Here is a 12,541-nt window from a genome sequence, read left to right on the forward strand (position 1 = left end):
CCGTGCCTCGCAGAACTGACATCTCCAGCGTCCTGGTGATCGGCTCCGGGCCGATCGTCATCGGCCAGGCGTGCGAGTTCGACTACTCGGGCACGCAGGCCTGCCGCGTCCTGAAGGAGGAGGGCCTGCGGGTCATCCTCGTCAACTCGAACCCCGCCACGATCATGACGGACCCCGAGTTCGCCGACGCGACCTACGTCGAGCCCATCACGACCGAGGTCCTGACGACCATCATCGCCAAGGAGCGCCCCGACGCGCTCCTCGCGACCCTCGGCGGCCAGACGGCCCTCAACGCCGCGATCGCGCTCGACGAGGCCGGCGTCCTCGCGCAGTACGACGTCGAGCTCATCGGGGCGAACATCGCCGCGATCGAGAAGGGCGAGGACCGCCAGCAGTTCAAGGAGGTCGTCGAGAAGTGCGGCGGCGAGAGCGCCCGCTCGGAGATCATCCACACGATCGACGAGGCCATCGCGGCCGCCGACTCGCTCGGCTACCCCATGGTCGTGCGCCCGTCCTTCACCATGGGCGGGCTCGGCTCGGGCATCGCCTACGACGAGCAGGACCTGCGCCGCATCGTGGGCCAGGGCCTGCACTACTCGCCCACGACCGAGGTGCTCCTCGAGGAGTCGATCCTCGGCTGGAAGGAGTACGAGCTCGAGCTCATGCGCGACACCGCGGACAACGTGGTCGTCGTGTGCTCGATCGAGAACGTGGACCCGGTCGGCGTGCACACGGGCGACTCGGTCACGGTCGCCCCGGCGCTCACGCTCACGGACCGCGAGTTCCAGAAGCTGCGCGACATCGGCATCGCGGTCATCCGCGAGGTCGGCGTCGACACGGGTGGCTGCAACATCCAGTACGCGGTGCACCCCGACACGGGCCGCATCATCGTCATCGAGATGAACCCGCGCGTCTCGCGCTCCTCGGCGCTGGCGTCCAAGGCCACGGGCTTCCCGATCGCGAAGATCGCCGCGAAGCTCGCGGTGGGCTACACGCTCGACGAGATCCCCAACGACATCACGCAGGTCACGCCCGCGTCGTTCGAGCCCACGCTCGACTACGTCGTGGTCAAGGTCCCGCGCTTCGCGTTCGAGAAGTTCCCGGCCGCGGACCCGACGCTCTCGACCACCATGAAGTCGGTCGGCGAGGCCATGGCCATGGGCCGCAACTTCACCGAGGCGCTCGGCAAGGCCATGCGCTCGATCGACAAGGCCGGCTCGGTCTTCCACTGGGACGGCGAGCCCGTCTCGGGCGAGGCGCTCGACGAGCTCCTGGTGGAGATCGCGCGCCCGACCGAGGGCCGCCTGGTCGCGACCCAGCAGGCGCTGCGCGCCGGCGCGAGCCTCGAGCAGGTCTTCGAGGCCACCAAGATCGACCCGTGGTTCCTGGACCAGATCCAGCTCGTCAACGAGGTCGCCGAGTCGGTCGCCTCGGCCGACGCGCTCACGCGCGACGTGCTGCTCGAGGCCAAGCGCCACGGCCTGTCGGACCCGCAGATCGCGAAGCTGCGCGGCATGGGAGCGGCGGGGGAGTCGACGGTCCGCGAGGTCCGCTACGCGCTCGACGTGCGCCCGGTCTACAAGACGGTCGACACGTGCGCGGCCGAGTTCGCGGCCAAGACGCCGTACCACTACTCGTCGTACGACCTCGAGTCCGAGGTCGCCCCGCGCGAGCGTCCCGCGGTCCTCATCCTGGGCTCGGGCCCCAACCGCATCGGTCAGGGCATCGAGTTCGACTACTCGTGCGTGCACGCGACCCTCGCGCTCAAGGACGAGTACGAGACCGTCATGGTCAACTGCAACCCGGAGACCGTCTCGACGGACTACGACACCTCGGACCGCCTGTACTTCGAGCCGCTCACGTTCGAGGACGTCCTGGAGGTCTACCAGGCCGAGCTCGCGGCCGGCCCGGTCGCGGGCATCATCGTCCAGCTCGGCGGCCAGACCCCGCTGAGCCTCGCGCAGCGCCTGGCCGACGCGGGCCTGCCGATCCTGGGCACCTCGCCCGAGGCGATCGACGCAGCGGAGGACCGCGGTGTGTTCGGCCGCGTCCTGGCCGAGGCGGGCCTGCCGGCCCCGGCGTTCGGCACGGCGACGTCCCTGGCCGAGGCCCAGGAGATCGCCGAGGGCATCGGCTACCCGGTGCTCGTGCGTCCCTCCTACGTGCTCGGCGGGCGCGGCATGGAGATCGTCTACTCGGCTGAGCAGCTCACGGGCTACGTCGAGCGTGCGCTGCACGCCGCAGCCACGGACGACCGGACGACGACGGGCTCGCTGCCCGCGCCGCTGCTCATCGACCGCTTCCTCGACGACGCGATGGAGATCGACGTCGACGCGCTCTACGACGGCACCGAGATGTACCTCGGCGGCGTCATGGAGCACATCGAGGAGGCCGGCATCCACTCGGGCGACTCGGCCTGCGTGCTGCCCCCCGTCTCGCTGAGCGAGGCCGAGATCGAGCGCATCCGTCGCTCGACCGAGGCCATCGCCAAGGGCGTGGGCGTGCGCGGCCTGCTCAACGTGCAGTACGCGCTGGTCTCGGACGTCCTGTACGTCCTGGAGGCCAACCCGCGCGCCTCGCGCACGGTCCCGTTCGTCTCCAAGGCCACGGGCGTGTCCCTGGCCAAGGCCGCGGCCCGCGTCATGGTGGGCGAGACCATCGCGGACCTGCGCGCGAGCGGCGTCCTGCCCGCCGAGAGCGACGGCGGCACGCTCGACCTCGACGCCCCCATCGCGGTCAAGGAGGCCGTGCTGCCGTTCAAGCGGTTCCGCACGACCGACGGCATCGTGGTCGACACGGTCCTGGGCCCGGAGATGCGCTCGACGGGCGAGGTCATGGGATTCGACCGCGACTTCCCGCGTGCGTTCGCCAAGTCCCAGGCGGCGGCGTTCGGCGGCCTGCCGACCAAGGGCTCGGTCTTCGTGTCGGTCGCCGACCGCGACAAGCGCTCGATCGTCTTCCCGATCAAGCGCCTCACGGAGCTGGGCTTCGAGATCCTCGCGACCCAGGGCACCGCGGGCGTCCTGCGCCGCAACGGCATCCCGGCCACGATCGTGCGCAAGTTCTCCTCGGGCCGCGGCGCGGACGGTGAGCCGACGATCGTCGACCTCATCACCGAGGGCAAGGTCGACATGGTCATCAACACGCCGTCGGGCCAGGGCGCGCGCGCCGACGGCTACGAGATCCGCGCTGCCACGACCGCCGCGGACAAGCCGATCGTCACGACGACCCAGCAGCTCGCTGCAGCGGTCCAGGGCATCGAGGCCGTGCTCGCGGGTCCGTTCGACGTGTGGAGCCTGCAGGAGCACATGGCGGCCACGGCCGAGCGTCACGCAGCGGCGGACGCGTGAGCGCCGCGGTGACCGGGGCGCGCCGGCCCTTCGGGGAGCGGCTCGCCGCGGCCATGGACTCCCACGGGCCGCTGTGCGTGGGTATCGACCCGCACCCGGGTCTGCTCGCAGCGTGGGGCCTGCCCGACGACGCCACGGGAGTCCGTGAGTTCGGCCTGCGGGTCGTGGAGGCCCTGGGCGGGCACGTCGCCGCGCTCAAGCCGCAGTCGGCGCTGTTCGAGCGCCACGGCTCGCGCGGGGTCGCGGCTCTCGAGGAGGTCCTGGCCGCCGCGGCGGCCGCGGGGCCCTCCGGGACGCTGACGATCGTCGATGCCAAGCGTGGCGACATCGGTTCGACCATGGCGGGATACGCGGACGCCTACCTGCGCGACGGCTCGCCGCTCGCCGGCGACGCCCTGACCGTCTCGCCGTACCTCGGGTTCGGCTCGCTGACCCCTGCGGTGGAGGCCGCGCTCGAGTCGGGGCGCGGGCTGTTCGTGCTGTGCCTGACGTCCAACCCGGAGGGCGCGCAGGTCCAGCACGCCCGCACGGGGGCCGGGGCCGACGTCCGCTCGGTCGCCGCGCGCATCGCGGCGGAGGCCGCGGCTCTCAACGAGGGCGCCGACCCGCTCGGTTCGATCGGCCTGGTCGTGGGCGCGACCATCGGTGACGCGGCTCGCAACACCGGGGTGGACCTGCCTGCCGTCAACGGTCCGCTGCTGGCTCCTGGCGTCGGGGCACAGGGTGCGGGGGCTACCGAGCTCGCCGCGGTGTTCGGCGACGCCCGCCGCCAGGTGCTCGCGTCGTCCTCGCGCGGCGTGCTCGCGGCAGGACCCGACGCGGCCTCGCTCCTCGAGGCCGCCCGAGCCGCTTCGCGCGAGGCAGCCGAGGCGCTGCGCGGCTGAAGGCCTGCGGCACGCTCGCGCACGTCCGAGGGGGCGCCCACCGATCCCGGTGGGCGCCCCCTCGGGCGTGCGGCGGCACGTGAGGTGCCGTGCGGCGGCTCTTGACGCCACCTGAAAGACTCGCCCCATGACTTCCTCCCTCGCTGCAGACGCCCGGACGGACGACCCCGGGGCCCTCGACATCCCCGGGACCTGGAACGCCCGCGACGTGGGCGGGCGCGCCGTGCCCGTCGGCGCCACCGAGCCGTTGCGCACCGGGGTGCTGCTGCGCACCGCCGGCCTGTCCCGCCTGACCCCCGAGGGCGTCGCGGCTCTCGAGGCCCTCGGGGTGACCGTCGACCTGGACCTGCGTGGTGAGGACGAGGTCGAGCGCGACGGGCAGGACGTCGTCCCGGCGACCACGCGCGTGGTGCCTCGGCGGATGGACCCGGGCGCCGGCGTCGGGCACGCGTTGCGCGGCTCGGACGCGGGGACCGGTGGCGCGGACGGCGCGTCCGACGGTGAGGAGCGCTCGGCCGACACCGCGGCCATGATCGCCCAGCTGATCGGGTCGAAGGACCCCCAGGCACTGGCCCGCGCCATGATGCACGGCGTCTATGCGACGTTCGTCACGGACCCGGGGATCCGCCGGACCGTGGGGGAGGCTCTCCAGGACGTCGCGGACGCGGACGGGGCGGTCGTCGTGCACTGCTCGGCGGGCAAGGACCGTACCGGGTGGATCGTCGCGCTCGTCCAGTACGTCTGCGGCGTGAGCGACGAGGACCGGCTCGCCGAGTACCTCGCGAGCGGGGCCGCGGTCGACGGGATCGCGGCCGTGATCCCCCCGATCCCCGGGCTGGACAAGGAGGCCCTGACGCCCCTGCTGGGCGTCGAGCCGGAGTACCTCCTGGGCGCGTGGGAGCCGGCCGAGAAGGAGTTCGGGAGCATCGACGGGTACCTCGAGGCGTGCGGCGTCGGGCCTGCGACCAGGGAGAAGATCGTCAGGAAGTTCGCTGCTCAGGGCGTGTGAGCGTTGCCTGACCTGCCAGGTGTGACTAGTTTCGAAGGTGTCGAGGTCGCCACCGGGGCTCGTGATCCGGTCGGCGGCCCCGGTGCACGTGTGGGCCCATCCGTCTGAGGACAAGTAGGTGACTTGCGTGGCACTACCATCCCTGACCCCCGAGCAGCGCGCGGCCAATCTCGAGAAGGCGGCCGAGGCGCGCCGAGCGCGCGCCGAGGTCAAGAACCGGTTGAAGTACTCCCAGGGCTCCCTCGCCGAGGTGATCGAGCAGGGGCGCACCGACGACGTGATCGGCAAGCTGCGCGTCGTCGCGCTGCTGGAGTCGCTCCCCGGCGTAGGTAAGGTGAAGGCCCGGGCGATCATGGAAGAGATCGGGATCGCCGAGACGCGTCGCGTCCGCGGGCTGGGCCCCCACCAGTCCGCGGCGCTCATCGAGAGGTTTGGCTGACATTTCCGCTTCACCCGCTGCGCCGGTTGCCTCGTCACCCGCCGCACCACAGCACCCTGCCCGCCTGACCGTCCTGGCGGGCCCGACCGCCGTCGGGAAGGGGACGGTGTCCGCGGACATCCGCGCCCGCTACCCGCAGGTGTGGCTGTCCGTGTCCGCGACGACCCGCGAGGCGCGCCCGGGCGAGGTGGACGGCGTCCACTACCACTTCATCTCGGCCGAGGAGTTCGACCGCCTGGTCGCCGAGGGCGAGATGCTCGAGTGGGCCGTGGTGCACGGACGCAACCGGTACGGCACCCCGCGTCGCCCGGTCGAGGAGAAGCTGGCGGCGGGCGTGCCCGCCCTGCTGGAGATCGACCTCCAGGGCGCGCGCCAGGTCCGTGCCTCCATGCCGGAGGCACGGTTCGTGTTCCTGGCCCCGCCCAGCTGGGAGGAGCTCGAGCGGCGCCTCGTGGGCCGTGGCACGGAGGGACCCGAGGAACGTGAGCGCCGCCTGGCGACCGCACGCGTCGAGCTGGCCGCAGAGCCCGAGTTCGACGTCGTGATCGTCAACGACGAGGTGCACCGGGCGACCGACGCGCTCGTCGAGGCCATGGGCCTGACGCCCGTCGCCTGAGGCGACCCGCGCCAACGCCCGAGCCTGCCCCGTCGGGGCAGGGCGATCGGTCCCTCGGGAGGATTTGTGCCTGCCCAGTAGACTGGTCGTCAGGCGCGTGCGTGCTGAGCGCGCGCAACCTCGTGATCGACCCAGCTGTACAAGGTCCGCACGTCGTACCTGAACCATCCATCCTGCACCGGCCCTGACAGACCGTCGCAGGTCCCCCTGACTCACGGAGTGAGACTGTGTCCGGAACCATCGCCGCCCCCGAGGGCATCACCGACCCGCCCATCGACAAGCTGCTGGAGCGCGCCGACTCCAAGTACGCGCTCGTGATCTACGCCGCCAAGCGTGCGCGCCAGATCAACGCGTACTACTCCCAGCTCAACGAGGGCCTGCTGGAGAACGTGGGCCCGCTCGTCGAGACCCGCAACCAGGAGAAGCCGCTGTCGATCGCGATGCGCGAGATCAACCAGGGCCTGCTCACCATCGAGACCGTGGACGTCCCGGCTCCCTGATCGTCGACCGCCTCCGGGCGGACGGACGTTCTGTGCGAGGCGTGGGCGCGAGGGAGGGCTCGTACCGATGAGGATCCTGCTGGGTGTCAGCGGGGGAGTGGCGGCCTACAAGGCCGTCCTCCTGCTGCGTCTCCTGCGTGAGCAGGGGCACCGGGTACGAGTCGTCCCCACCGCCTCCGCCCTGCGCTTCGTGGGTGCGCCCACGTTCGAGGCGCTGTCGGGCGAGAAGGTCAGCACCGAGGTGTTCGACGACGTCCCGCAGGTCGCGCACGTCGCGCTCGGCCAGGGCGCGGACCTGGTGATCGTCGCCCCCGCCACGGCGGACCTCCTCGCGCGCGCGGCCGCGGGCCGCGCCGACGACCTCCTCACCTCGACCCTCCTGACCGTGCACTGCCCCGTGGTCATGGCTCCGGCCATGCACACCGAGATGTGGCAGCACCCGGCGACCGTGGCCAACGTCGCGACCCTGCGCTCGCGCGGCGTCCACGTGATCGAGCCGGCCAGCGGCCGGCTCACGGGCAAGGACACGGGCCCCGGGCGCCTGCCCGAGCCCGAGGACATCGCCCGCGTCGCGCTCGAGGTCGCCGGTCGGGCGGGCACCGGCGGGGCTCCGCAGGACCTGGCCGGGCTGCGCGTGGTGGTCTCGGCGGGCGGAACGCGCGAACCGATCGACCCGGTGCGCTTCATCGGGAACCACTCGAGCGGACGCCAGGGGATCGCGCTCGCGCGCGCCGCCCAGGACCGTGGAGCGGATGTGACCCTCGTCGGGGCGAACCTGACCGAGCCGCTCGACGGGATCGCGGACGTCGTGCGCGTGGGGTCCACGGCCGAGCTGCGGGACGCTGTCCGCGCGGTCGCGCCTGACGCCGACGTGGTGGTCATGACCGCCGCGGTCGCGGACTTCCGTCCGGCCCGGACCCCGAGGGCCAAGATCAAGAAGGTGCCGGGCCAGGGGCCCGCGCCCATCGAGCTCGTCGAGAACCCGGACATCCTGGCCGAGCTGGCACGCGAACGCCTGCGCCCCGGGCAGGTCGTGGTCGGGTTCGCCGCCGAGACTGGCGACGACACCGGCGACGTCCTGCACCACGGCCGCGCCAAGGCGCGCCGCAAGGGTGCCGACCTGCTGGTGATCAACCCCGTCGGTGGCGGGCGAGGGTTCGGTACGGACACCAACGAGGTCACGATCGTCGACGCGCAGGGCGAGACCGTCGCCCAGGCCGCCGGGTCCAAGCGCGAGGTCGCGGACGCGGTGTGGGACGCGGTCCTCAAGCTCTCGCCGCCGCTCGCCGCGACCACGGACTGAGATCTCCTTCACGTCTCAGTGGTCGGATGCCGCGTATCACCTAGCGGGACAGTACGCTGGATCCCATGAGTTCTGACGACCTGCGCCTGTTCACGTCCGAGTCCGTGACGGAAGGCCACCCGGACAAGGTCTGTGACCAGATCTCCGACGCGATCCTCGATGCGCTCCTCGAGCAGGACCCCACCTCGCGCGTCGCGGTCGAGACCATGGTCACCACGGGCCTGGTCCACGTCGCGGGGGAGGTGACGACCAACGCGTACGTCGAGATCCCGCAGATCATCCGCGACGTCGTCAAGGGCATCGGGTACACGTCCTCCGCGATCGGCTTCGACGGCGACTCGTGCGGCGTGTCGGTCTCGATCGGCCAGCAGTCCCCGGACATCGCGCAGGGCGTCGACAAGAGCCTGGAGGAGCGAGACGACTCCTCGGGCCCGAGCATCTCGCGTGACCCGCTCGACGCCCAGGGCGCCGGCGACCAGGGCCTGATGTTCGGCTACGCGAGCGACGAGACCCCCACGCTCCTGCCCCTGCCGATCTTCCTCGCGCACCGCCTGGCCGAGCGCCTCGCGCTGGTCCGCAAGGACGGGTCTCTGCCGGGCCTGCGCCCCGACGGCAAGACGCAGGTGACCATCGGCTACGACGGGGACCGTGCCGTCCGCCTCGACACCGTGGTGCTCTCGACCCAGCACGACGAGGACGTGCTGCAGGAGACGCTGCGCGCCCAGGTCGCCGAGCTCGTCGTGGCCCCGGTCGTCGCCGGGCTGGACCTGGACGTCGCGGACTTCCGCCTGCTCGTGAACCCGACCGGCAAGTTCGTCATCGGCGGCCCCCAGGGCGATGCCGGGCTGACGGGCCGCAAGATCATCGTCGACACGTACGGTGGCATGGCCCGGCACGGCGGCGGCGCCTTCTCGGGCAAGGACCCGTCGAAGGTCGACCGTTCGGCCGCCTACGCCACGCGCTGGGTCGCCAAGAACGTCGTCGCGGCCGGGCTCGCGCGCCGCTGCGAGGTCCAGGTCGCCTACGCGATCGGCAAGGCGCACCCCGTGGGCCTGTACGTCGAGACGTTCGGCACCGAGACGGTCCCGGTCGAGCGCATCCGTGCCGCGATCGACGAGGTCTTCGACCTGCGCCCGGCCGCGATCATCGCGGACCTGGACCTTCTTCGTCCCATCTACTCGCAGACCGCTGCGTACGGTCACTTCGGTCGCGAGCTGCCCGACTTCACGTGGGAGCGCACGGACCGCGTCGCCGCGCTCCAGGCCGCCGTCTGAGCCGCGTCGCACCGGCTTCCCCGGTGTGGGTGGCGCGTGCTGAGATAGGGCGATGACCAGCCAGGACACCGCCGAGGACGCGGGGGAGCAGCTCACGCTGCTCCCCGCTCCCGAGGCGGCCCCTCGCGCCCGGCGGGCGGGCAAGGCCGCGCGTCCGGTGGGCGCGCTGGAGATCGCGGGCGACCAGCCGGTCGCCCGCGTGGTCCTCGACCTGTCGCCGCACCACCTGGACCGCACGTTCGACTACCTGGTGCCCGCCTCGATGGCCGCGGACGCTCGGCCGGGGGTCCGGGTCAAGGCGCGGTTCGGCCCGCAGGAGGTCGACGGATTCGTCCTGGCCCGTGCGGACCGCAGCGACCACGACGGTCGTCTCGTGCCGCTCAAGCGCCTCGTCTCGCCCGAGCAGGTGCTCACCCCGCAGGTCGCGCGGCTGTGCCGCACGGTCGCCGACCACTACGCGGGCACGCTCTCGGACGTGCTGCGTCTCGCGATCCCGCCGCGTCACGCGCGGGCGGAAGCGGCGCCGTCGGGCAGCGAGCAGCCGACCGCGGACGCCCAGGTGGACCCGAGCGTCCCCGACGGGGAACGCACGAGCCCCCCGGGCGCGTCCTCCGGCCCCGACGCCCCGGGGAGCGCCGTGTCCTCGGGCTCCGCTCCCTCCGTGGCACCGACCGCCCCCACGGCACCGGCGCCCTCCGGCCCGGCGCGTCCCTCGGAGTGGGCCCCCTATCGCGGCGGGGCCGCGTTCCTGAGCCACCTGGTCGGCGGGTCGGGCCCGCGCGCGGTCTGGACGGCGCTGCCGGGCCGCGTGGCCGACGGCGTGCCCGTCCCCCGTGATCGTCCGGCGGGCGAGGAGGACCCGGCGCAGGCCGTCCAGCACTGGGCCCTGGCCCTGGCCGAGGCCGTGCGCGCGACCGTGACGGGCGGGCGCGGGGCGCTCGTCGTGCTGCCCGACGCGCGGGACGTCGACCAGATGTCGCGGGCGCTCGAGCTCGCCGGCTACACGGCCCGCACGGCGCGCCAGGACGGGCAGTTCGTCCGGCTGACCGCGGACGAGGGGCCCTCGCCCCGTTACCGCAGCTTCCTCGCGGCGCTGCGCGGCGAGGTTCCGATCGTGATCGGCACGCGTGCCGCGGCGTTCGCGCCCGTGCAGGACCTGGGGCTGGTGGTGTGCTGGAACGACGGCGAGGAGACGCTCGCCGAGCCGCGCTCGCCGTACCCGCACGCGCGCGAGGTCCTCGCGCTGCGCAGCGAGCTGGAGGGGGCCGCGTTCCTGCTCGGTTCGGTGAGCCGCACGGTGCAGGCCCAGGCGCTGCTCGAGTCGGGCTGGGCCCGGGAGGTCGCCGCGCCGCGTGAGGTCCTGCGTGCGCGGGCCCCGCGGGTGCGGGCGCTGACGTCGGTCGAGCTCGCGTCCGAGGGCGCGGGTGCCGCGGCGCGCCTGCCGAGCGCCGCCTGGCGGGCCGTGCGGGACGCCCTGGGCACCGGGCCGGTCCTGGTCCAGGTCCCGCGTGCCGGCTACATGCCCGTCGTGGCGTGCGCCCGCTGCCGCACGGCCGCGCACTGCGGCACGTGCCACGGGCCGCTCATGCTGCCTGGCCCCGGGGCGCCGCCGCAGTGCGCGTGGTGCGGGGCCCTGGCCGGGGCGTGGTCGTGCGACGAGTGCCACTGGACAGGCCTGCGTTCGGTGCGGGTCGGGTCGGGGCGCACGGCCGAGGAGCTCGGCCGCGCCTTCCCGGGCGTCGCGGTGCGCGTCTCGGGCGCGAGCGCCCCGGGTGGGGTGATCGCCGCCGTCGGGCCGCGTCCCGCCGTGGTCGTGGCGACCCCGGGCGCGGAGCCCGTGGCCGAGGGCGGCTACGCCGCCGCGCTGCTGCTCGACGCCGCGCTGAGCACCGCGCACGTGGGGCTCGCGGTCGCCCAGGACGCCCTGCACCGCTGGCTCGCGGCCGCGGGCCTGGTGCGCGCGGCCCGCGAGGGCGGGCAGGTGCTGCTCGTGGGCGACGCGGCACCGGGGCCCACCAACGCCCTGGTGCGCTGGGACCCGGCGGGGTTCGCGGACCGTGAGCTGGCCGAGCGCCGCGAGCTCGACCTGCCGCCCGCGGTGCGGGTCGCCGCCGTCACGGGGGACCGGCAGGCCGTGGACGCGGTCGTGGCCCGGGTGGGCCTCGCGGACGCCTCGACGACGCTGGGGCCCGTGGAGGTCGCCGAGGGGGCAGGGCGCCCCGCACGCGGCGGTCCTGGGCGTGATCCCTCGCTGCAGCCGCCCGTGCGCACCATCGTGCGTGTCCCTCTGCGTGAGGGCCGCAGGCTCGCCCGCGAGCTCTCGGCCTCTCTCGCGGTGCGCTCTGCCAAGCGAGAAGGTGGGAGCGTACGCGTCCAGCTCGACCCCAAGGAGATGCTGTGAACCCCACCACGTCCACGACCCCGGGCGGCGCGCCCGAGGGGAGCGCGCCCGCCCCGGCGATCGACACCGTGCTCTTCGACTTCGGCAACGTCCTGGTGACGTGGGACCCGTACGCGGCCTACGAGGGACGCATGGCCCGTGCCGACGTCGAGACCTTCTTCGAGGCCGTCGACTTCCCCACGTTCAACGCGCGTCAGGACGCGGGCCGGTCCTGGGCCGACGCCCGCCGCGAGCTCGCGGAGCACCACCCCGAGCACGTGCAGACCCTCGACGTGTACACCGAGAACTTCGCAGCGAGCCTTGTCGGTCCCGTGCCCGGCACCGAGGAGGTGGTGCGCGAGCTGCGCACGCTCGGTGTCCGGCAGTACGGGCTGACGAACTGGTCCGCGGAGATGTTCCACGAGGCGGAGCCCGCGGCCCCGGCGGTCGGGCTCATGGAGGACGTGCTGGTCTCGGGCCGGGTGGGGCTCGTCAAGCCGGACCCGCGCATCTTCGAGGTCGCGACCGAGCGCTTCGCCCTGGACCCCGCGCGCACGCTCTTCGTCGACGACTCCGTGGCGAACGTCACGGCCGCCCGTGCGCTGGGGTTCCGGACGCTGCGCTTCGAGCACGTCGAGGGGCTGCGGGCGAGGCTGCGAGAGCTCGGCGTCCAGGTCGCCGAGGCCTGACCCGCGCTCTGCCCGGTCCTGGTCCGCCGGTGATGCCCGGGTACCGGCCGCCCCGTCCGGGCCGCCCGCGGGGTCCGGACGGGGCGGCCGGCAGGGG

General features: G+C 73.5%; 10 protein-coding genes. All 10 read left to right on the forward strand.

Annotated elements, in window-relative coordinates; genetic code table 11:
• Positions 1 to 2 precede the first annotated feature (2 nt).
• Positions 3 to 3,350, forward strand: coding sequence for a carbamoyl-phosphate synthase large subunit (gene carB, locus ACFWGN_RS08450; RefSeq protein ID WP_377616488.1), 3,348 nt, complete (start codon positions 3 to 5; stop codon positions 3,348 to 3,350).
• Positions 3,347 to 4,234, forward strand: a complete 888-nt coding sequence (gene pyrF / locus ACFWGN_RS08455; protein WP_318244447.1) for an orotidine-5'-phosphate decarboxylase — start codon at positions 3,347 to 3,349, stop codon at positions 4,232 to 4,234. The genes carB and pyrF overlap by 4 nt, the downstream gene beginning before the upstream one ends.
• A gap of 127 nt (positions 4,235 to 4,361) precedes the next feature.
• A complete protein-coding gene (locus ACFWGN_RS08460; RefSeq protein ID WP_377616489.1) occupies positions 4,362 to 5,243 on the forward strand; it encodes a tyrosine-protein phosphatase in 882 nt (293 codons plus the stop codon).
• A gap of 127 nt (positions 5,244 to 5,370) precedes the next feature.
• Positions 5,371 to 5,682, forward strand: a complete 312-nt coding sequence (gene mihF, locus ACFWGN_RS08465; protein WP_056651986.1) for an integration host factor, actinobacterial type — start codon at positions 5,371 to 5,373, stop codon at positions 5,680 to 5,682.
• 1 nt (position 5,683) lies between these two features.
• The gene (gmk, locus tag ACFWGN_RS08470; RefSeq protein ID WP_191802618.1) at positions 5,684 to 6,298 is read left to right on the forward strand and encodes a guanylate kinase; all 615 of its coding nucleotides are present in this window, start codon (positions 5,684 to 5,686) and stop codon (positions 6,296 to 6,298) included.
• Between the two features lie 227 nt (positions 6,299 to 6,525).
• On the forward strand, positions 6,526 to 6,798 hold the full coding sequence (gene rpoZ, locus ACFWGN_RS08475) for a DNA-directed RNA polymerase subunit omega (protein ID WP_056651983.1): 273 nt from the start codon (positions 6,526 to 6,528) through the stop codon (positions 6,796 to 6,798).
• Positions 6,799 to 6,865: 67 nt separating this feature from the next.
• Positions 6,866 to 8,101 carry a bifunctional phosphopantothenoylcysteine decarboxylase/phosphopantothenate--cysteine ligase CoaBC gene (gene coaBC, locus ACFWGN_RS08480; RefSeq protein WP_377616490.1) on the forward strand — a complete coding sequence of 412 codons (1,236 nt, stop codon included), beginning with the start codon at positions 6,866 to 6,868 and terminating at the stop codon, positions 8,099 to 8,101.
• 65 nt (positions 8,102 to 8,166) lie between these two features.
• Entirely contained in the window at positions 8,167 to 9,375 is a 1,209-nt protein-coding gene (metK, locus tag ACFWGN_RS08485; protein ID WP_191802505.1) for a methionine adenosyltransferase, read from the forward strand.
• Positions 9,376 to 9,427: 52 nt separating this feature from the next.
• Positions 9,428 to 11,776 carry a primosomal protein N' gene (locus ACFWGN_RS08490; protein ID WP_377616491.1) on the forward strand — a complete coding sequence of 783 codons (2,349 nt, stop codon included), beginning with the start codon at positions 9,428 to 9,430 and terminating at the stop codon, positions 11,774 to 11,776.
• Positions 11,773 to 12,444 carry an HAD family hydrolase gene (locus ACFWGN_RS08495; RefSeq protein ID WP_377616492.1) on the forward strand — a complete coding sequence of 224 codons (672 nt, stop codon included), beginning with the start codon at positions 11,773 to 11,775 and terminating at the stop codon, positions 12,442 to 12,444. Before ACFWGN_RS08490 ends, ACFWGN_RS08495 begins: the two co-directional genes overlap by 4 nt.
• Positions 12,445 to 12,541 lie beyond the last annotated feature (97 nt).

Origin of the sequence: Oerskovia sp. NPDC060338 (assembly GCF_042726295.1) — a bacterium.
Taxonomy (GTDB): Bacteria; Actinomycetota; Actinomycetes; order Actinomycetales; family Cellulomonadaceae; genus Oerskovia; species Oerskovia merdavium.